Source organism: Lentzea sp. NPDC059081, assembly GCF_042738015.1.
Classification (GTDB): Bacteria; Actinomycetota; Actinomycetes; order Mycobacteriales; family Pseudonocardiaceae; genus Lentzea.
This window is the reverse complement of record NZ_JBHYGW010000011.1, coordinates 175,520-194,947: the sequence shown is the minus strand read 5'-3', so window position 1 is coordinate 194,947 and position 19,428 is coordinate 175,520. Positions and strand designations below refer to the sequence as shown.

The following is a 19,428-nucleotide window of genomic DNA, read 5'->3' as shown; positions in this document are numbered from 1 at the left end:
TTCATCCCTAGTGGGGTGGGGGTGGGTGTTGTGTGCTGCTTTGCGGTTTTGTTGGGTTTTGGGTTTGTTCTATCTCCCGCCCCCCCGCCCACCCCCCCCCCCGGCCCCATCACGATCGTCGGTGACGAGCAGGCCGCGCCGTACCAGCGGCCTCCTCTCACGAAGGCCTACCTGGCGGGGGAGACCGACCTCGCCGGGCTGGTCCTGCGGCAGGACTCCTACTACGACGACCACGGCATCAAGCTCGTCCGCGACGAGCGGGTGATCGGGGTCGACCGCCAGGCACGGGTCGCGGTGCTCGGGTGTGCCCGCACGCTGAGCTACGACCACCTGGTGTTCGCGACGGGCGCGCGGCCGCGGCCGTTGCCGATCCCCGGCGCCGAGCACGTGCTGAACCTGCGCACGGTCGCCGACGCGGACGCGATCAAGCGCCGGCTCGAAGGACGGATCGGGCTCGACGTCGTCGTCATCGGCGGCGGGTTCATCGGCCTGGAGTTCGCCGCCGTGGTGCGCAAGCTGCGCCACGAGGTGACCGTCGTCGAGGCGCAGCCGCAGGTGATGCAGCGCGCGGTGTCCGCGGAGACGGCGCAGCACCTCGTCAACCGCCACCGCAGCGAAGGCGTCCAGATCCTCGCGGGAACGGGCGTCGCCGCCGTCCGGGAGGGCCTCGTCGAACTGGCGGACGGCACGCTGCTCGTCGCCGACCTCATCGTCGCGGGCATCGGCGTCGTCCCGAACACCGAGATCGCCGAGCGGTCCGGGCTCCTGGTCGACGACGGCATCGTCGTCGACGCGCACCTCGGCACGGTCGACCCGCGGGTCTACGCGGTCGGTGACTGCGCGCGGTTCGCCAGCACGCACGCCGGCGGCCTGATCCGCCTGGAGTCGGTGCAGAACGCCACCGACCAGGCCACCACGGTCGCCGCCGCCATCATGGGCAGTGCGGAGCCCTACACCGCCCTGCCGTGGTTCTGGAGCGACCAGTACGACGTGAAGCTGCAGACCGCGGGGCTCACCAACGGCCACGACCGCACGGTCATCGTCGGCGACCCGGCCGAAGGCAAGTTCTCGGTGTTCTGCTTCAAGAATGACAAGTTGATTGGAATCGAGGCGTACAACCGCCCGATCGACTTCCTGATGGGGCGCCGAATCCTCGAGGGCGGCAACGCGCTCACGCCGGAGATCGTGTCCCGGCCGGGCTTCGACCTGCGCGCCAGCCAGCAGAAGGCGGCGTGAGAGATGCCGTCCGCACCGCGGGGCCTACAGCCAGCCGGCCTCTTCCGCGATGCGGATGGCGTCCACCCGGTTGCGCCCGTTGAGCTTGGTCATGATCGTCGTCATGTAGTTGCGGACCGTGCCGACCGACAACGACAGCGCGACAGCGATGTCAGGCGCGTCGGCGCCGTTCGCGGCGAGGCGCAGCACCTCCAGCTCGCGGTCGGTCAGCGGGCACTCGCCGCGGTCCCACGCGGCCAGGGCGAGCTGGCTGTCGACGACGCGTTCGCCGGCGTTGACGCGGCGGATCGCGTCGGCGAGCTCCGACGGCGGCGCGTCCTTGAGCAGGAACCCGTCCACCCGCGCGGCCAGCGCCCTGCGCAGGGTTCCCGGACGGCCGAGCGAGGTCAGCATCAACGTCCTGACGTGCGGCATCGTCTCGCGGATCGTCGTCGCGGCGCTCAGCCCGTCGAGGATCGGCAGGTCGATGTCGATCACGCAGACGTCGGGACTGTGCTGACGCGCGGTCGGCACGATCTTGTCGCCCGAGCTCACCTCGGCCACGACCTCGATGTCCGGTTCGAGGTTGAGCAGCGCGATGAGAGCACCGCGCACCATGTGCATGTCCTCCGCGAGCAGAACCCTGATCATCGCGCCCCTCCGCGCGACACCATATCTCCCAACGTTCATGTCGCGCTCCACGCCGCGTCAAGGCGACCCGACAAGGGTGAAGGAGCTGCCTTGCGAAGGGATGCGCCATGGAACGCGCCGTCAACGTGACAGTCGTGTACTACTCCTCGACGGGAACGATCCACCGGCTCGCCACGGAGATCACCGAGACAGCGGAGAAGCACGGTGCCGACGTCCGGCTGGTGCGGGCCGCGGAGCTCGCCCCCGAGGCCGCGTGGCGGTCCAGGCCGGCCTGGGCGGCGCACCTGGAGGAGACCGCCGACGTGCCCGTCGCGTCCGTCGACGACGTGCTGTGGGCCGACGCCGTCGTGTTCGGCACGCCGACGCGCTTCGGCAACGTCTCCGCGCAGCTCAAGCAGTTCATCGACACGCTGGGACCGGCGTGGTTCAGCGGCCTGCTCGCGAACAAGGTCTACAGCGCGTTCACCTCGGGCGGCTCCCTGCACGGCGGCATGGAGACCACGCTCGTGTCGATCTACAACATGGTCTGCCACTTCGGCGGGATCATCGTGCCTCCCGGCGGCGACCTGAACCCCTACGGCACCTCGCACGTCCTGGGCGCGGACAACGTCCCCGTCGACGAGATGGCGTTGCAGGCGGCCCAACTGCAGGCGGAACGCGTCGTGCGCATCGCACGCGCGCTGAAGGAGGTCTGACCGCGGTGCGAGTGAAGGATGTTTTCGTCAGCGGCAGCGGGGTGCGCCTGCCGTCGACGCTGACGGTCGCGGACGCGATCGCGTCGGGGGAGTGCGAGCCGAAGCTCGTCGCGCGCACGGACGTCGAGTCCGTCTCGGTGTCCCCGCACGAGTCGGCGGCCGAGATGGCGGTCGAGGCGGCACGGGTGGCGCTGGCGCGCGCGAACTCCGCGCCCGACGACGTCGACCTGATCCTGCACGCCACCACCTACCACCAGGGCCAGGACCTGTGGCCCGTCGGCTCCTACATCCAGCGCGAGACGGTGCGGAACTCGTGCCTGGCCCTGGAGATCCGGCAGATGTCCAACGGCGGCCTGGCCGCCATGGACCTGGCGGTGTCCTACCTGGTCGCGAGGCCGGGCCGCGACGCCCTGCTGACGTCGTCCGACCGCTTCTGCCTGCCCGGCATCGACCGGTGGCGCACCGACCCCGGCACGCCCTACGGCGACGGCGCGTCGGCCATCGTGCTGTCCACCCGCGGCGGCTACGCCCAGCTGCTCTCGCTGGCCATCAACGCCGACTCCGACCTGGAACCGCTGCACCGCGGCGACGTGCCGTTCGGCCTGGCGCCGTTCTCGCACCGCATCCCGGTGGACTTCGAGGAGGCCAAGCACGCCTTCAGCCGCGAGTTCGGCCTCTCCTACGGCATCAACAAGGCCAACGCGGGCCAAGCCCTCGCCGTCGAACAGGCCCTGTCGGACGCCGACATGAAGATCGGCGACGCCGACTGGGTGATCCTGCCGCACTTCGGCCGCCGGCGGCTCGACGTGAACTACCTGCGCCCGTACGACCTGGACGCCGACCGCACCACGTGGTCCTGGAGCCGCACGGTCGGGCACCTCGGCGCCGGGGACCAGTTCGCGAGCCTCGACCACCTCGTGCAGTCGGGGAAGGCGACTTCGGGGCAGCGGATCGTGATGTTCGGGGTGGGGGCGGGTTACAGCTGGGGCTGCGCGGTCATCGAGATGCTGTGAGGCGCTGTCGACGCGGGCGTGGGGTGGTCGACGTGCGGGTGGGTGGTCGACGCCCGCACGGTGGGCTGGCGCGCGTGAGGCTGGTCGGCGTGGGCGGTTGGCCGACGGGCGAGGCTGGCTGACGCGCGCGAGGACGGCCGGTGTGGGGTTGGTCGGCGCGAGAGATAGGCAGCGCTGGTGTCGGTCGGTGTACGCGGAGCCTGACGCACGTGGGCGGCCAACGCGCGTGAGGTCGCCAGAGTGGGGTCGGTCGGCGTGCGCGGGACGGTCGACGCGCGGTGCAGTGGGCGTTTGTGGGGCTCCTGACGCGCGTTGGAGGTCAACGCGCGTGACAACGGCTATCGCGTGCGAGAACGGCCTGCGCGCGTAAGGCGGGCCTGCGTGCGGGATCTGCCTGTGCGCGTGAAGCGGGCCTGCGGGCGAGAGCGGCTTGTGCGTTTAGGGCGTGCTTGTGTGGGAGGCGTGCATGCGCGTTAGGTGGGCCTGCGCGTGAGGCGGGTCCACGTGCCGAGGGGCGCCTAGCGCGCGTAGCACGTCAGCGCGTGTGACGGCGGCCCCGAGCGCGAGGCAAAGCCCGGCGCACGTGGTAGCCCAACCTGCGGCCCACAGCCAACGCACACGAGCACAGCGAATCCACGCGATGCCACCCCAACACGAACGAGAGCCGCCACCACCCGAAAAGCCACCCACACCCCGACCGGCCGAACCCCCGCTGAAACCCACCTCCGTGCGAGCATGACCAACGTGCCCAGGCTGATCCTCCTCTGCGGCTTGCCCGGCTCCGGCAAGTCCACCCTGGCGAAACGGCTGGAACGCGACCTCCCCGCCATCCGCCTCAGCCCCGACGAGTGGATCCACGACCTGGGCGTGGACCTGTTCGACGAGCCGTTCCGCGCCAAGCTCGAGCACAAGTTCAAGACCCTCGCCCACGACCTGCTCCGGCAGGGCCAGGACGTCGTCCTCGACTTCGGCTTCTGGGGCAGAGAAGAGCGCGACGAACTGAGAGCGCAGGCACGCGCGCTGGGCGCCAGTGTGGAGCTGCGCTACCTGGCGGTGCCGTTCGACGAGCTCGTCCGCCGGCTCGACGTGCGCAACCGCGAGGGGTTCGTGGTGATCACCGAGCAGCTCCTGACGACCTACACGCAGGTCTTCGAGGCGCCGGACGACGCCGAGCTGAGCGGCTACGACTAGTGCGGTGACCACAATCCTCACCGCGCACAACGCGGCAAGGGTTCGTGGTCACCGCACTAGAGGATCGGGATCTCGGCACGCAGCCGATAGGTGTGCTCTGGCGTGAGGCCGGCCTGCAGTTCGCCGCCCAACGCGCGGACGCGGGTGGTCAGGTTGCCGATGCCGCTGCCGTCGCGGGACCTCTGGTCGTGGACCGAGATGCCGTCGTTGATGATGTCCATCGTCACCAGGTTCCGCGAGCTCTCCAGCACGATCTCGCAGTGCTCGGCCTTGCTGTGGCGCAGCAGGTTCGTCACGCCCTCGCGCAGCACGGTCGCCAGCGTCACCTTCACCTCGGTGGGCAGGCCGTCGCACCGGTCGATCCGCACCGTCACGTCGATGTCGGCCGCGGACAGCAGGGCCTGCGCCGACTGGGTCTCCTCGTCGAACGACAGCTCGCGGTAGCTCAGGGCGACCGACCGCACGTCGGCCAGCGCCTGCCGGGAGATCTCCAGCACCTCGGTGAGCTCCTGGCGCGCGCGGTCGGGGTCGACCGCGGCCAGGCGGTGGGTCAGCTCGCTCTTCAGCGTGATGGCGGAGAGGCTGTAGCCGAGCAGGTCGTGCAGGTCGCGGGCGAACCGGAGGCGTTCCTGCGTCACCGCGGCGGTGGCCAGCTCCTCGCGGGCCTCGTGCAGCTCGGTCACCATCGACCGCAGCCTGGTCAGCGCCGAGAGCACCAGGCCGTGGTTCATGGCGGCGATCACGCCGTACACGACGTCCACGGCGCCTTCGCCCAGTGCGGGGCCCAGGGCGCTGTAGATGAAGGCCTGTGCCGTGACGACCCCGGCGAACGCCGCCCAGCCGGTCCTGCCCGGCAGGAGCAGCACCGCCGATCCGGCGAGGAATCCCGCCAGGCCGCCCATGTACTGGTTCTGGAACACCAGGACGGGCACGTACACGCAGACGGCCAGGGCGGCCAGCACCGCGCAGGAGCGCACCGGGCTGAGCCGGACCTGCGGCCTGCTCACCAGCCACAGCACGAGCAGGGCGGTCATCGCGTTGCTCACCGCGGACACCACGACCCCGGTCGTCCCGACCGTGCTGTGGAAGTACGCGGCCAGCGTCGTGGCCATCACGCCGTACCCGCACACGACCGCCGTGAGCAGCACCTGCGCGAACCGGCCCGCGATCGGCGGGCCGACGTGGCGCGGTTCGTCGGCGGGGTCCTCGCCGGCGGGGTCGACCGGCACCTCGGTGTGCAGCCGGAAGGTGCCGTTCCGGGAGACCTCCGCGTGGAGCGTTCCGCCGATGGCGGCGGTGCGGGTGGCCAGGTTGGTGAGGCCGCCGCCCCGTTCGGGTGTGGTGCCGTCGGGCGCACCGTCGTTGACGATGTCGATCGAGACCGTCTGGTGGCTGCTCGTGATCCTGATCGAGCAGGTGGTCGCCCGGCTGTGCGTCAGCAGGTTCGTCACCGCCTCGCGCAGCACCGTCGCCAGCACGGTCTTGGACTGCGGCGCGAGCTGGGGGTGCTGGTCGATCTCGATCGTCGCGGTGACCCCCGCCGCGGTGAGCACGGACCGCGCGGACTCGATCTCGTCGGACAGCGAGAGCTGGCGGTAGCTCGACGCCACCGCACGAACGTCCGTCAGGGCCTCGCGGGCGATGCCGAGGATCTCCGCGAGCTCGCGGAGCGCGCGGCCGGTGTCCTCGGCGAGCAGCCTGCGGGCGAGCTCGACCTTCAGGGTGATCGCCGAGAGGCTGAACCCGAGCACGTCCTGCAGGTCGCGCGCGAACCGCAGCCGTTCCTGCGACACCGCGAGGTCGGCGAGCTCCGACCGCGCGGTCTCGAGCTGCTTCACCAGCGACGGCAGCCGGGACAGCCCGTAGACGACGAGGCCCACGACCATCGACGACACGAAGTAGTAGGCCAGCGTGGGAAGCGGTTGGTAGGCGACCTTGGTCGCGGCGTTGGCGAGCGCCACGCCGACGAACGCGAACCAGCGCACCCGGCCGGGCAGCACCAGCAGGGCGCTGCCGGCCAGGAAGCCGGGCATCCCGCCCCAGGCGTTGGGGAAGAAGGGCACCGGTACGAACGCCAGCAGCGCCAGCGCGCCGAGAGCGAAGTACGCCTTGGCCGACCGCAGGTTCGCGTCCGGCCGCGAGAACACCCCGAGCAGCAGGGAGCCGATCGCGAGCAGGCAGGCGAGCGAGCTGATGATCCGGACGGGCGTCGGACCGGCCTGCACGACGTAGAGGAAGGCGTTGCCGAGGTAGTTGGCGAACACCACGCTGATGACGACGTACGCCAAACGACGGGACACCGATGAGCGTTCCTGTCGCAGCGTCACAGCAGCTCCCACGCGAGGGTCGGGACGCGGCCATGATACGGGCGCTTCCTGGGAAGTCCCGCTTTTTGGCATGCCCGATCGGAGCAACATGACGTCAGCTCATCGTCTCGCCGGGACGACGAACCCGGCTCCGGCCAGGTACGCGACCACGTCGGAGACGAGCGTCTTCTGCAGGTGCAGGGCTTCCGCGATCGACGCGATCGTGGTTTCGGTGTCCAGCAACCACTTCGCGATCTCGGTGGCGGGCGCGCTGTGCAGGATCACCTGGTACTGCTGCCCGGGGCACGCGAGAGCCTGGTCTCCGTTGAGCCGCTCGATCTCCGTGCCGCGCCGCATCGTGACGAGCTCGTCGCCGGAGATGTGCGGCAGCCCGAACACGGCGTCCCTGGTCACCGCGACCAGCGACAGGATCGGCCCGGCGCCGTCGTCGAGACCCAGTGACGGCACGAGGCACCCGCCCAGCTGGTCGAGCGTGTTCTTCAGCTTGCGCCAGATCAGGCACGGTCCGGAACCGTTCTTCCAGCGCACGAAGTTCTCGTGCAGCGCCGAGATGTTCTCGAGCGCCACCGGTCCGAGGCTCATCCGCTGCAGGGCCTCGCGCACGAGCGGGCTGGTGTCCGCGATCTCGATGGCGCCCCACCTGCCGTGCACGGTGATGCTGTCGTCGCCGTCGTCCACGAACGCGTCCTCGAGCAACGACCACAGCGGGCGGCCGGTCGGGACGTGCGACTGGGTGGGCACCACGGCGCCTCCGCTCTGACGGTTACAGGAACAGTGGGACGGGGTTCATCTCTTCGTAACGGCGAGGTCGTTCCAGTCGCCCCAGTTCTACGGGAACGTCGTAGAGCCGCCCTTGAGCGAGTCTCGACCAGAAGTGCCGCAGTCCCGGCACGACCACCCGGACGACCGGGAGACCGATGTCGGGCCTGGTCTGGTTCAGCACCAGCAGTTCCATGCCCTTGGCCTCCAGCACGTCCTGGAGGGCCCTGATGTCGTCGACGAGGTCCGCCCGGTGGACGTGACCGTGGTGCAGTGCGTCGCGCGCGGGCACGGACGGGTCCGGTGCCAGCCAGAGGTTGTCGGCGAGCGTGGCGTTCTCCACCCAGCGTCGCAGATCGACGTCGAACTTCGACAGGTCCACCGGGTCGCACACGGACGGCATGCACTGGTTCAGCTCGGTGAGCGCGCGCCGTGCCGCGATGCGCGGGTCCAGGTGGGCGCCGCAGCCGAACATGATGTCCTCGCGGTGCCCGTCGACGCGCCGCGACACCGCGACCATCACCGGGACGCCGAGGTCCGTGGTGACGTCGAGAAGCCACACCTCGCGGCCGATGCCCGCGTGCACCGCGCGCAGCTCGTCGATCCACGAGTCGTGGAACGAGTCGAGGTCCACGCCCGGCACCGGCGTGCGGTTGTACCACCAGATGCCGACGGCGTCGCGTTCGACCAGCTCGAGAAGTCCTTGCAGCACAGCGTCTTCGAGGCTGCTGCCGGCGGCGCAGCCGTTGGAGTCGGACGTGACGCTCGGCGGGCAGGGGGCGCCGAAGTAGCACATTCCGGTGGGCAGGAACTTGTGACGCTGTTCGGTGAGCGACCACAGCGGGGTCCAGTCCATCACCTCGTCGTCGTCGAACGGGGTGGTGACGTGCTGGAACGCCGCGTGGTCCGCGTTCCACGCCGCGCGGTCCTCGTACTGGCGCGGGTGGTGCAGCTGCACGGAGTCGGGGTGGATCGCGCGGTCGCCGAGCGAGGTGTAGCTGGCGGTGACCCGCGCCTCCTCGCCGAAGTAGGCGCAGCTGCGCCGTTCCACGGCCTCGCAGAGGGCACCGACCTCGGCGTCGAGCGGGGTCACGCCCTTGCCGCCGGTGTCCGCCCGCAGCGCGGAGCGCAGTCCCTCGATGCCCTCACCCGCGGCCGCGAGGTTCGACCCCGACACGAACGAGTTGAAGAACGCGGGCCCGCGGTCGTTGCGGCGGATCTCCGGGACGACCCCGGTGACCGGTCCGACGAGGTGACGGTAGGTGTCGAGCACCTCCTGCGGCGACGACGACCGGTGGCCGCCGCCGTCGCAGGAGACCTTCACGCGACTCGAGAGCTCGACCGGCTCGAACGCCCTGCGCGCGACGACTCCGGGGTCACCGCAACCGGGGCACTGCGGACGGCGCCGCACCTCGTGCTGGGTGACCTTCATGCTGAGGCTGTCGTAGTTCCAGATCGACGCCTGCGTCTCGTGGCGGAGCCCGGCCAGCCACTTCGCCGCCTCGACCGAAGCGATCTCCAGCGCCATCGCCCGCAGCGACGGCAGGCCGATGGTGGGCCGCGGTGCCGGACCGCGTTGCCCGCAACGCGCCCTGACGTGCGCCTCCGCCTTCCGGTTCACCGAGAGGCGGGTGGCGAGGCAGCGCCAGCACGGGCCGTCGTCGCCGGGGACGAGGAAGGGCCCCACGCAGACCTGCGCTCCCACGGGCTTGACCAGCAACCAGGGGATGCCGGCCGCGCGGTGCGCGTCGTCGACGTCGCGGAGCTCCGGAGCCAGGTAGTCGGCACACGCCACGACCGTGAGGTCAGCACTCCCCGAGGTGACCGTCAGTCCGTTGTGGCGCAGTGCTTCCGCGATCGCTTCCCGATCGATGTCGCCGATGGCGACCACGGACACGCGCGACGTCGTCGTCGCCTCCGCCGCGTCCGAGGGGTCGAGGCCCGCCGCGTCCCAGTACGCGAGCGAGGCCTCCGCCGTGGCCGAACCGTCTTCCGTCCCACGCCGGCCGATCAGGCCCGCCGCGGCGAGCCGCGTGAGCATGCGAGCCACCTTGTCGGCGCTCAGGCCTGCGGGAACGTCGCGCAGCAGCGCGGGGAGGTCGCGGGTGCCGTCCAGCAACGGCGCCAGCATCTCGACGTGGGTCCCCGCGATCGCCGTGACCCCCGCCTCCCCGAACAGGTAGACGGCTTCTCCCTGCACGATCTGCGGTCGCAGGTGTCGTTTGAACCCGATGCGCTGCTCGCCCGGTGCGGCCTGGTGTCTCATGCCGCGAGGATCTCGTCGTAAGGCTGGTACTCGCTGCCCGGCGAGCAGTTGCCGCCGCAGGAGCTGACGATCCACCACCAGTCCATCGACGCCTCACGGTCGAACTGGTAGATCTTCATGTCGTCTGCTTCGTCCGAGACGGAGGGGACGGAAGCGAGGTGCTGCACGGTCGTGGCGGACATTTCGCATCTCCGATGTTTGGACGCTGTTCGATGTGGGTAATGATGCGGATCTGCGGTAATGGGCCGGTAGTTACCGGCTAATGCGCCCCGGTATGAAGTTTTCATACCCGTCACGGGCAGAACTCACCTGACATCGATGGCCTGTGCACTAACGCCGCCTCGTTGGTCCGAGCAGACTAATGACGTGTTCGGAACCGAAGGAGGGGTCGCGATGCAGATCAAGGTCCTGGGGCCCGTCGAGGCCAAGGTGAACGGTCGCTCGGTGACCCCCACCGCGGCCAAGCCGAGGCAGATCCTGGCGCTGCTCGCGCTGCACTCCGGACAGGTCGTGTCCGTCCCCACGCTGATCGAGGAGCTGTGGGGCGACCGGCCGCCGCGCAGCGCCCGCACCACCCTGCAGACCTACATCCTGCAGCTGCGCAAGCTCATCGGCGACGCGCTGTCGTCCGCCGGTGCGAACGGCGCCAAGGAGGTGCTGGTCACCCGCTACGGCGGCTACCTGCTCGACGTGCCGCCGGAGTCCGTCGACGTGCACGAGTTCGAACGCCTCGGCCGCGCCGGCCAGCAGGCCTACGAGGTGGAGGACTACGCCTCGGCGTCCCGGCTGCTGCGCCAGGCGCTCGACATGTGGCGCGGCCCCGCGGTCGTGGACGTGCGGCCCGGCATGCCGCTCGGCATCGAGGTCGTGCGCCTGGAGGAGGCCCGGCTCGGCGTGCTCGAGACGCGCATCGACGCCGAGCTGCGGATGGGCAAGCACAAGGCGCTGCTGAGCGAGCTGTCCGTGCTGACCGTGCAGAACCCGATGAACGAGAACCTGTGCGCGCAGTACATGATCTCGCTGTTCCGCGCCGGCCGGCAGTGGCAGGCGCTGGACGCGTTCAAGGGGCTGCGCAACACCCTGATCGAGGAGCTCGGCGTCGAGCCCTCGTCGCGTCTGCAGACGTTGCAGCACGCCATCCTCACGTCCGACCCGCGCCTCGACAGCGCGGAAACCCGCCAGCTGCAGCGACTGCTGGCCTGAGTTCGGCTCCAGCGGCCCCCGCCACACTGTGGCGGGGGCCGTTTTGCTTTGTGCCGCAACGGTTTCTTCGAGGACTCCTCCAGTGGAGTACAGGCGTGCGCTGGCAACCTCAGACGTGGGCGCGCGAGAACTCGCCCGCTGGAGGAAAGGAAGCTAGCCGTGAGCGCACTGACCATCGAGGGCCTCAAGGAGATCCTCAACGAGGCCGCGGGCGACGACGACTCGTTCAAGCCGGGCCAGGACATTCTCGACATCCCGTTCCTCGAGCTGGGCTTCGACTCCCTCGCCCTGCTGGAGACGGTCGCACTGATCAAGCGCAAGTACGGGGTCGCCGTCGCCGACGACGAGATGGCGTACATCGAGACGCCGCGTCAGTTGCTGGACAAGGTCAACGGACAGATCGCGGCCTGACGCCGGCGACTCGGGAACGGAGACTTTCCATGACGCACACCACCACGCACACGGTCATGATCGGGGCTCCCGCCAAGGTGGTGTACGACCTGGTCGCGGACGTGACGACCTGGCCGTACATCTTCGGACCCACGGTGCACGCCGAGGTGTTCGAACGGGACGGCTCGACGGAGCGGTTGCGGCTGCACGCGTTCGCCAACGGTGACGTGCGCACGTGGACGTCCCGTCGCGAGCTCGACCCGGCCAACCTGCACGTCAAGTTCGAGCAGGAGCGCTCCGCCGCACCGGTGAAGACGATGGGTGGGGAGTGGCGGATCGTCCCGATCGCCGACTCGGCGACACGGGTCGATCTGCTCCACCACTTCACCGCCGCGCAGCCGGAGGCCGTCGACCTCATCCTGAACGCGGTCAACAACAACAGCGACGCCGAGCTCGCCTCCCTCAAGCGGGCGGCCGAGTACGGCGACGACTACGACAAGCTGGTGCTGTCGTTCTCCGACAGCATCACGATCCACGCGAGCCGCAAGGACGTGTACGAGTTCCTGTACCGGTCCGACCTGTGGCCGCAGCGCCTGCCGCACGTGGCCAGGCTGGACCTGCAGGAGGCCGTCACCGGGGTGCAGTCCATGGAGATGGACACCCGCAGCCCGGACGGGTCGATCCACACCACGCACTCGGTGCGGGTCTGCACCCCGTACGAGGGCATCGTCTACAAGCAGACGCACACGCCGCCGATCATGGCCGCGCACGTCGGCCGGTGGACGTTCAAGGACATCGGCGACGGCATCGAGGCCGGCATCGAGGCGACCTCGCACCACACGGTCGTCATCCGGCCCGAGGTGGTTCCCGAGGTGCTGGGGGCCGACGGGACGATCGAGCGCGCTCGTGAGCTCATCCGCCACGCGCTGGGCACCAACAGCCTCACGACGCTCCGGCACGCGAAGGAATTCGCCGAGAACGGATGAGAGGTGAAGCGATGGGGTTGAGTGGCGCGGATTTGCTCACCGCCGCAGCACGCGCTGCAAGCCGCAACGGGCTCCACGTCGTGTCCACGTACCTGGAGAAGGCCGCGGTCGATCATCAGCGGAAGGGGTGCCCGTCCTCGGACGTCGCTCCCTGTGCCTACGAGATCGAGGCCTCACGCGTACTGCTGTCGGGGTTCTAGATGAAGCTCTACGACATCTCGCTGCGCCGCACCGGTCTGTCCATCTCGGACAGACTGGCCGCGGCGCGGCGCCTCGACGCGCTCGGCGTGGCGTTCGTCGACGGGGGCAGGCCCAGCAGGGCCTTCTACCACCGGGCGGCGATCGAGCTCCGGCTGCGGGCCGCCACCCTCATCGCCTCGGGAGGTCCGGAAGACCTCCCCGCACTGATCGCCGCGGAGACGCCCGCGGTGGCGGTTGTCGTCCAGGGGCACGGTTTCTCGGTTCTCCGGGAGGCCGTGCGCCGGCTCGTGCTCGCGGAACGGCGCGTGGTCGTCGAGGCGCGGGACTTCTTCGACGGCTGGCTGGTCGATCCCGAGCACGCGCTGGAGGTCGTCCTCACCGCCGCGGAGGCGGGGGCGGAGACCGTGTTGCTGCACGACACAGCGGGCAGGCTGTGGCCCGACCAGATCGGCGAGATCGTCGAAGCGGTCGCGGACACCGGTGTGCCACTGGGTTTCGGATGTCACGACGACGGCGGCTCGGCGGCGAAGCAGCTGCTCGCGGCCGACGCGGGGGCGGGCCTCGTGCAGGGGTCCTACGCCGTCGTTCGAGGTGGCCTCGATCGGGCCGTTCCACCATCGGTTCATTCGGCAGAGACAGGTATCGCTCCCGTGCCCTGTCCGAGATTGGAGCAGACCGTGTCCGCACAGAAGGCGATTGGAGGTGTCCGATGAGTCGTCGCGCCGTCATCACCGGGGTGGGCGTGGTCGCACCTGGTGGCATCGGAACGAAGGCGTATTGGAAACTGCTGTCCGAAGGGCGTACGGCGACTCGCAACATCACGCACTTCGACGCGTCTCCGTACCGCTCGCGAATGGCGGGTGAAGCAGACTTCGACCCCGTGCGCGAAGGCCTCACGCCGCAGGAGATCCGCAGGCTCGACCGCGCCGCGCAGTTCGCGGTGGTGGCAGGCCGCGAGGCGATGGCCGACTCGGGCATCGAGTTCGACCAGCTCGACCCCGGCCGCATCGGTGTCTCGCTCGGCACCGCGGTCGGCTGCACGACCTCGCTGGAGCGCGAGTTCATCGTCGGCTCCGACCGGGGCAAGTACTGGGAGGTCGACGCCTCCTACGCCGTCCCGCACCTCTACGACTACTTCACGCCGTCCTCGATGGCGACGGAGCTGGCGTGGACAGTCGGTGCCGAGGGTCCGGTCTCCGTGGTCTCCACGGGCTGCACCTCCGGTCTCGACTCGGTCGGGTACGCGGCGGAGCTGATCATGGAGGGCTCCGCGGACGTCGTCGTCACCGGCGGCACCGAGGCCCCGCTCTCCCCGATCACCGTGGTGTGCTTCGACGTGATCCGCGCGTCGAGCACCCGCAACGACGACCCCACCACCGCGTGCCGGCCGTTCGACAAGACCCGCGACGGCCTGGTGCTCGGCGAGGGCTGCGCGATCATCGTGCTGGAGGAGCTGGAGCACGCCCGTGCCCGCGGCGCCCACATCTACGGTGAGATCGGCGGCTTCGCCTCGCGGTGCAACGCCTACCACATGACGGGCCTGCACCCCGAGGGCATCGAGATGTCCGACGCCATCAACATCGCGCTGAAGCAGGCGCGGGCGGACGCCACGGACGTCGGCTACATCAACGCGCACGGGTCGGGCACCAAGCAGAACGACCTGCACGAGACGGCCGCGTTCAAGCGCTCGCTCGGCGCGCACGCCTACAAGACCCCGGTCTCCGGCTTCAAGTCGATGATCGGGCACTCGCTGGGCGCGATCGGGTCCCTGGAGATCGTCGGCTCGCTGCTGGCGTTCGAGCAGGACCTCATCCCGCCGACGGCGAACCTGCACGAGCCGGACCCCGAGTGCGACCTCGACTACACGCCGCTGGTCGCGCGCGAGAAGAAGGTCAACACGGTCCTGACCGTGGGCAGTGGTTTCGGTGGATTCCAGAGCGCCATGGTGCTCAAGAAGGTGGAAGGGGCTGGCCGGTGACTCGGGCGGTGGTGACGGGAATCGGCATCGCGTCGCCGAACGGATTGGGACCGACCGCGTACTGGCGGGCGACCCTGCACGGGGAGGCGGCGATCAGGCCGATCACCCGGTTCGACAGTGCCAACTACTGGGCGAAGATCGCCGGTGAGGTGCCGGGCTTCGAGGCAGGCCGGCACCTGCAGGGCCGGCTGCTGCCGCAGACGGACCACATGACGCGGTTGACGCTGGTGGGCACGGACTGGGCGTTGCGCGGCGCGGGCGTGCAGCCGAACGACATCCCCGACACCGACATCGCGGTGATCACCGCGGCGACGGCGGGCGGGTACGAGTTCGGCCAGCGCGAGCTGCAGAAGCTGTGGCACCAGGGCCCGGAGTACGTCTCGGCGTACCAGTCGTTCGCGTGGTTCTACGCGGTCAACACGGGCCAGATCTCCATCCGCCACGGCACGCGCGGTCCCGGCGCGGTGGTGGTGTCCGAGCAGGCCGGTGGCATCGACTCCATCGGCCACGCCCGGCGCCAGCTGCGCAAGGGCGTCCAGCTCGCCCTGACCGGCGGCATGGACTCCTCGCTGTGCCCGTGGGCGTGGGTCGCCCACCAGGCCTCGGGGTGCCTGTCCCGCAACAACAACCCGAAGCGCGCCTACCTGCCGTTCGACCGCGACGCCTCCGGGTACGTCGCGGGCGAGGGCGGCGCGATCATGGTCGTCGAGACGCCGGAGTCGGCGGCGGGACGGCCGGGGACGCGCATCTACGGCGAGATCGTCGGGTACGCCTCGACGTTCGACTCGAAGATGCCGTCGCGGGAGCCGGGTCTCAAGCGGGCGGCGGAGCTCGCGCTGCGCGACGCCGGCATGGACGCCTCGGAGATCGACGTGGTGTTCGCCGACGCGGCGGGCATCCCGGAGCTCGACAAGGCGGAGGCCGACGCGATCAAGGCGATCTTCGGGCCGTACGGCGTGCCGGTGACGGCCCCGAAGACCATGACCGGCCGCCTCTTCGCCGGTGGCGGGTCCCTCGACGTGGCGTCGGCGATCCTCTCCATCTACTGGAGCGCGATCCCGCCGACCATCAACGTCGAGAACCTGGTGCCGGAGTACGAGCTCGACCTCGTGATGAACGAGGCGCGGCACGGCAAGATCAAGGCCGCGCTGGTGCTCGGGCGCGGCAAGGGCGGCTACAACTCCGCCATGGTGGTTCGCGAGTACAGGTGATGTCAGCGCTCGAGGGCCGCGAAGGAGTCACTTCGCGGCCCTCGAGCCGTCTCTGGAGGCTTTCTGTGGACGTAGCACTGATGTTTCCCGGGCAGGGGTCGCAGTACCCGCGGATGGCGGCGTCCCTGTACGGCACCGACGCCGTGTTCACCTCGGTGGCCGACGAGGTGTTCGAGCTGTTCGGCGAGGTGGGGTCGGTCGCCTGCGACGACTGGCTGGCGGGCAACGACATCGACCACGTGTCGCGCGCGCAGCCGTTGCTGTTCGCGATCGACTACGCGTTGGGACGCACCGTTCTCTCGTGGGGCGTCAAGCCCGTCGCGTTGATCGGGCACTCCGCCGGCGAGGTCGTCGCGGCCACCCTGGCGGGCGTGTTCTCGGTGGAGGAAGCGGTGTCCCTGGTGCGCGACCGGGTCGTGTCGGCCGTGCCGATCCCGTCCGGCGGCATGCTGGCCGTGGCCGCCTCCGAGGCGGACCTGGTGCCGTATCTGGAGGGCGACGTCGCCATCGCCGCCGTCAACTCGGCGCGGCAGACGATGCTGGCCGGGTCGGACGAGCCGCTGGCGCGGGTGCGGTCCCGGCTGGAGGCCGACGAGTACATCGTCGTGACGGTGCCGGCCTCGACACCGTTCCACAGCCCGGCGATGCAGCCCGCCGTGGACGAGGCGCTGGCGTCGTGGAAGGCCGCTCCCCGGCCACCGCGGATGCCGCTGTACTCCGGCTACACGGGCAAGCTGATGACTCCCGAGGACGCGTTGTCGGCCCGGTTCTGGACCCGCCAGCTGACCGACGCCGTCTACTTCGGACCGGCGCTGAACGAGCTCGTCGCGATGTACGACGTGCTGCTGGTGGAAGCAGGCCCCGGTCAGACGCTCACGTCGTTCGCCCGCCGCACCAAGGCCGTGCGGTCCGGTGCCTCGCAGGTGCTGCCGTTGCTGGACGCCGTGGACTCCGTCGAGACCGCTCGCGCGCGTTTGGTGTGACGGCACTATAAAAGGGCCGTCCTCTCCCGAGTTCCGGGGAGGGCGGCCCTTTGGCGGTGCTCAGTCGATTCCGCGGACGATGTGGTCTTCGTTCTCCGGTGGCCATTCACTGTTATCCATACCTACGAAGGTAAGTATGGTGATTCAGCTCTCACTTGAGGAACGGTTGTCCGGTTTTTCAGTCGTCCAGAAGGGCTACCGCACGCGTCCAGCCGGCACCCGCGCCCTTGATCTTCACCGGGAACGCGACGACGGTGAACCCGAAGTCCGGCAACGCCTCCAGGTTCGACAGCCGCTCGATCTGGCAGTACTCGCGGTCGCGGCCGGCGAAGTGCGCGGGCCACAGCACGCTCTGGTCCTTGGTCGCCAGGTAGCGCTTGACGATGTCGGGGAACGGCGCGTCGAGGCTGAACGCGTCGGTCGCGATCACCTTGACCCCCAGGTCCAGCAGGAAGTTCGTGGCGGGGCCGTCGAGTCCGGTGTAGTCGGTGAAGTACGTCTGGGTGCCCGCGTGCTCGGCGGCGCCGGTGTCGAGGATGACGATGTCCATCGGCTTCGGCGTGTAGCCGATCCGGGCGAACTCCTTCTCCAGCACCTCGACGCCGATGACACCCGTGCCGTGGCCGCGGACGTCGAGCTTCACGCCGGGGTTGTGGAACCACTCCAGCGGCATCTCGTCGATGTGGCGCGGGATCCCGTTGCCGTACGTGGTCTTCGAGCCGTAGTGCGACGGCGCGTCGACGTGCGTGCCGGTGTGGGAGGTCAGGCTGATCCTGTCCAGCGTCAGGAACTCCGAGTCCCGCAGCACGGACACGTCGAACTCGATGCCGAGCCGCGCCTTGAGCTGCTCGGCCATGTGTTCGGCACCCTGGGCGGCCGTGAGCACCTCGTGCGTCACCGGGTCCGCTTCGTACGCGGATGCGTCAATGTGGGAAGACAGATCGATGATGCGCATGGTGCCGAGCTTGGCGGGCGTTCCTTGAGCACGTCTCAAGAGGTGGTGGGCATGGTTTCCCCTGGTATGACAACGCTTCCGGAGGAGCCACCTCATGATCACCTTCCTCAACCGCTTCACGCTCACCGGTGACGCCGAGGAGTTCGAGAAGGCCTTCGACGAGACGGCTGCCTTCCTGCGCGCACAGCCCGGCCTGATCCAGTACACGCTGTCGCGGCAGCTCGACGACCCGGCCTCCTACATCAACATCGCCCTGTGGGAGAGCGCCGACGCCCTGCGCGGCGCACTGGCGCACCCGGACTTCGGCAACCACGCCAAGGCGATGCGCGGCCTGGCCGAGTCCACCGGCGCGATCTTCGCTCCGCGCCTGTCGTTCGAAGCTCCCGCCGGGGCCTGACGTGGGTCCGCTGGAGGGCTTGAAGGTCGTCGAGTTCGGCGGCATCGGGCCCGGCCCGCACGGCGCGATGCTGCTCGCGGACCTCGGCGCCGAGGTCACGCGCGTCGAGCGCCCGTCCGGCGGCCTGTCCGTGGTGCCGGACGCCTCGCGCGACTTCCTGTTGCGCGGCAGGCGTTCGGTGTCCGCGGACCTGAAGTCCCCCGACGGCCGCGCGGCGGTGCTCTCGCTGGTCGCCGAGGCCGACGTGGTGATCGAGGGCTTCCGCCCCGGGGTGCTGGAACGGCTGGGACTCGGCCCGTCCGACTGCCTCGCGGTCAACCCGCGGCTCGTCTACGCGCGGATGACGGGCTGGGGCCAGGACGGACCACTGGCGCAGCGCGCCGGGCACGACATCAACTACCTGTCCGTCACCGGGGTGCTGCACGCGATCGGCAAGCCGCCGCTGAACCTCGTGGGCGACTTCGGCGGCGGGTCCCTGTACCTCGTGGTCGGGGTGCTGGCGGCGTTGTGGGAACGGCAGCGCACCGGGCTCGGCCAGGTCGTCGACGCGGCCATCGTCGACGGGGTGGCGTCGCTCGCGCAGATGATCTGGTCGATGAAGGCGCAGTCGGTGTGGGAGGACGCGCCCGACGCGAACCTGCTCGACGGCGGGTGCCCGTTCTACTCGATCTACGAGTGCGCGGACGGCCGGTCCGTCGCCGTGGGGTCCCTGGAGCCGCAGTTCTACGCGTTGTTGCTGGCCGGCTTGGGGTTGCACGCCGCCGACCTGCCCGAGCAGATGGACCGCGACGGCTGGCCGTTGCTGCGCAAGACGTTCGCCGAGGTGTTCCTGACGCGAACCCGCGACGAGTGGTCGGAGGTGTTCGCCTCGTCCGACGCCTGCGTGACGCCGGTGCTCACCCTGGAGGAGGCCTCCGCGCACCCGCACCTGGTGGCCCGCGGGGTGTTCACGCAGGAAGGCGCCGCCGTGCCTGCGCCGCGCTTTTCCACGGACTAGATTCAGCTTT

The 19,428-nt window shown here is 69.8% G+C and carries 19 protein-coding genes; 13 read left to right on the top strand and 6 right to left on the bottom strand.

The features are described 5' to 3' along the window. Positions 1-51 precede the first annotated feature (51 nt). Positions 52-1,236 carry an NAD(P)/FAD-dependent oxidoreductase gene (locus ACFWV3_RS24835; RefSeq protein WP_382414101.1) on the top strand — a complete coding sequence of 395 codons (1,185 nt, stop codon included), beginning with the start codon at positions 52-54 and terminating at the stop codon, positions 1,234-1,236. Positions 1,237-1,260: 24 nt separating this feature from the next. Here ACFWV3_RS24835 and ACFWV3_RS24830 read toward each other — a convergent pair whose 3' ends face one another. Then, entirely contained in the window at positions 1,261-1,866 is a 606-nt protein-coding gene (locus ACFWV3_RS24830; RefSeq protein ID WP_325517349.1) for a response regulator transcription factor, read from the bottom strand. 107 nt (positions 1,867-1,973) lie between these two features. On the opposite strand from ACFWV3_RS24830, the gene ACFWV3_RS24825 reads away from it, so the two are divergent. The 3 genes from ACFWV3_RS24825 to ACFWV3_RS24815 all read left to right on the top strand — a co-directional run bounded on the left by ACFWV3_RS24825 (position 1,974) and on the right by ACFWV3_RS24815 (position 4,765). Further along, entirely contained in the window at positions 1,974-2,561 is a 588-nt protein-coding gene (locus tag ACFWV3_RS24825; protein WP_330849761.1) for an NAD(P)H-dependent oxidoreductase, read from the top strand. A 5-nt stretch (positions 2,562-2,566) separates the two neighbouring features. Next, positions 2,567-3,574: a ketoacyl-ACP synthase III family protein gene (locus ACFWV3_RS24820; protein WP_382414098.1), complete on the top strand. Its 1,008-nt coding sequence runs from the start codon at positions 2,567-2,569 to the stop codon at positions 3,572-3,574. 735 nt (positions 3,575-4,309) lie between these two features. Next, positions 4,310-4,765, top strand: coding sequence for an AAA family ATPase (locus ACFWV3_RS24815; protein WP_382414097.1), 456 nt, complete (start codon positions 4,310-4,312; stop codon positions 4,763-4,765). Positions 4,766-4,821: 56 nt separating this feature from the next. Here ACFWV3_RS24815 and ACFWV3_RS24810 read toward each other — a convergent pair whose 3' ends face one another. From ACFWV3_RS24810 to ACFWV3_RS24795, 4 genes are all read right to left on the bottom strand, one after another. Beyond that, positions 4,822-7,092: a sensor histidine kinase gene (locus ACFWV3_RS24810; RefSeq protein ID WP_382414095.1), complete on the bottom strand. Its 2,271-nt coding sequence runs from the start codon at positions 7,090-7,092 to the stop codon at positions 4,822-4,824. 99 nt (positions 7,093-7,191) lie between these two features. After that, positions 7,192-7,836, bottom strand: coding sequence for a hypothetical protein (locus ACFWV3_RS24805; protein ID WP_382414093.1), 645 nt, complete (start codon positions 7,834-7,836; stop codon positions 7,192-7,194). Positions 7,837-7,855: 19 nt separating this feature from the next. After that, positions 7,856-10,117, bottom strand: a complete 2,262-nt coding sequence (locus ACFWV3_RS24800) for a TOMM precursor leader peptide-binding protein (protein WP_382414091.1) — start codon at positions 10,115-10,117, stop codon at positions 7,856-7,858. Beyond that, complete coding sequence (locus ACFWV3_RS24795; RefSeq protein ID WP_382414089.1) at positions 10,114-10,299, bottom strand: hypothetical protein; 186 nt, start codon at positions 10,297-10,299, stop codon at positions 10,114-10,116. Before ACFWV3_RS24795 ends, ACFWV3_RS24800 begins: the two co-directional genes overlap by 4 nt. Before the next feature lie 211 nt (positions 10,300-10,510). On the opposite strand from ACFWV3_RS24795, the gene ACFWV3_RS24790 reads away from it, so the two are divergent. The 7 genes from ACFWV3_RS24790 (at position 10,511) to ACFWV3_RS24760 (ending at position 17,069) form a co-directional block, all read left to right on the top strand. Continuing rightward, positions 10,511-11,320: a BTAD domain-containing putative transcriptional regulator gene (locus tag ACFWV3_RS24790; protein WP_382414087.1), complete on the top strand. Its 810-nt coding sequence runs from the start codon at positions 10,511-10,513 to the stop codon at positions 11,318-11,320. Between the two features lie 159 nt (positions 11,321-11,479). Further along, on the top strand, positions 11,480-11,731 hold the full coding sequence (locus ACFWV3_RS24785) for an acyl carrier protein (RefSeq protein ID WP_355557796.1): 252 nt from the start codon (positions 11,480-11,482) through the stop codon (positions 11,729-11,731). A gap of 29 nt (positions 11,732-11,760) precedes the next feature. Beyond that, positions 11,761-12,696, top strand: coding sequence for an aromatase/cyclase (locus ACFWV3_RS24780; protein WP_382414085.1), 936 nt, complete (start codon positions 11,761-11,763; stop codon positions 12,694-12,696). Positions 12,697-12,896: 200 nt separating this feature from the next. Then, positions 12,897-13,610 carry a hypothetical protein gene (locus ACFWV3_RS24775; RefSeq protein ID WP_382414083.1) on the top strand — a complete coding sequence of 238 codons (714 nt, stop codon included), beginning with the start codon at positions 12,897-12,899 and terminating at the stop codon, positions 13,608-13,610. Further along, a complete protein-coding gene (locus tag ACFWV3_RS24770) occupies positions 13,607-14,875 on the top strand; it encodes a beta-ketoacyl-[acyl-carrier-protein] synthase family protein (protein WP_325517328.1) in 1,269 nt (422 codons plus the stop codon). The genes ACFWV3_RS24775 and ACFWV3_RS24770 overlap by 4 nt, the downstream gene beginning before the upstream one ends. Continuing rightward, positions 14,872-16,086: a ketosynthase chain-length factor gene (locus ACFWV3_RS24765; protein WP_382414080.1), complete on the top strand. Its 1,215-nt coding sequence runs from the start codon at positions 14,872-14,874 to the stop codon at positions 16,084-16,086. Before ACFWV3_RS24770 ends, ACFWV3_RS24765 begins: the two co-directional genes overlap by 4 nt. 65 nt (positions 16,087-16,151) lie before the next feature. Beyond that, positions 16,152-17,069, top strand: coding sequence for an acyltransferase domain-containing protein (locus tag ACFWV3_RS24760; RefSeq protein WP_382414079.1), 918 nt, complete (start codon positions 16,152-16,154; stop codon positions 17,067-17,069). 178 nt (positions 17,070-17,247) lie between these two features. On the opposite strand, the gene ACFWV3_RS24755 is transcribed toward ACFWV3_RS24760, so the two are convergent. After that, complete coding sequence (locus ACFWV3_RS24755) at positions 17,248-18,024, bottom strand: cyclase family protein (RefSeq protein ID WP_382414077.1); 777 nt, start codon at positions 18,022-18,024, stop codon at positions 17,248-17,250. A gap of 94 nt (positions 18,025-18,118) precedes the next feature. Here ACFWV3_RS24755 and ACFWV3_RS24750 point away from each other — a divergent pair, with 94 nt between their 5' ends. Together ACFWV3_RS24750 and ACFWV3_RS24745 are read left to right on the top strand one after the other, a co-directional pair. Continuing rightward, positions 18,119-18,421, top strand: a complete 303-nt coding sequence (locus ACFWV3_RS24750) for an antibiotic biosynthesis monooxygenase family protein (protein ID WP_382414075.1) — start codon at positions 18,119-18,121, stop codon at positions 18,419-18,421. A gap of 1 nt (position 18,422) precedes the next feature. After that, on the top strand, positions 18,423-19,418 hold the full coding sequence (locus tag ACFWV3_RS24745; RefSeq protein ID WP_382414074.1) for a CaiB/BaiF CoA transferase family protein: 996 nt from the start codon (positions 18,423-18,425) through the stop codon (positions 19,416-19,418). Positions 19,419-19,428: the final 10 nt, after the last annotated feature.

Excerpts from the sequence above, each read along its gene's own strand:
- ACFWV3_RS24830 (WP_325517349.1), bottom strand. The coding sequence starts at position 1,866 with ATGATCAGGGTTCTGCTCGCGGAGGACATGCACATGGTGCGCGGTGCT.
- ACFWV3_RS24825 (WP_330849761.1), top strand. The coding sequence starts at position 1,974 with ATGGAACGCGCCGTCAACGTGACAGTCGTGTACTACTCCTCGACGGGA.
- ACFWV3_RS24815 (WP_382414097.1), top strand. The coding sequence starts at position 4,310 with ATGACCAACGTGCCCAGGCTGATCCTCCTCTGCGGCTTGCCCGGCTCC.
- ACFWV3_RS24800 (WP_382414091.1), bottom strand. The coding sequence starts at position 10,117 with ATGAGACACCAGGCCGCACCGGGCGAGCAGCGCATCGGGTTCAAACGA.
- ACFWV3_RS24795 (WP_382414089.1), bottom strand. The coding sequence starts at position 10,299 with ATGTCCGCCACGACCGTGCAGCACCTCGCTTCCGTCCCCTCCGTCTCG.
- ACFWV3_RS24790 (WP_382414087.1), top strand. The coding sequence starts at position 10,511 with ATGCAGATCAAGGTCCTGGGGCCCGTCGAGGCCAAGGTGAACGGTCGC.
- ACFWV3_RS24780 (WP_382414085.1), top strand. The coding sequence starts at position 11,761 with ATGACGCACACCACCACGCACACGGTCATGATCGGGGCTCCCGCCAAG.
- ACFWV3_RS24775 (WP_382414083.1), top strand. The coding sequence starts at position 12,897 with ATGAAGCTCTACGACATCTCGCTGCGCCGCACCGGTCTGTCCATCTCG.
- ACFWV3_RS24770 (WP_325517328.1), top strand. The coding sequence starts at position 13,607 with ATGAGTCGTCGCGCCGTCATCACCGGGGTGGGCGTGGTCGCACCTGGT.
- ACFWV3_RS24755 (WP_382414077.1), bottom strand. The coding sequence starts at position 18,024 with ATGCGCATCATCGATCTGTCTTCCCACATTGACGCATCCGCGTACGAA.
- ACFWV3_RS24750 (WP_382414075.1), top strand. The coding sequence starts at position 18,119 with ATGATCACCTTCCTCAACCGCTTCACGCTCACCGGTGACGCCGAGGAG.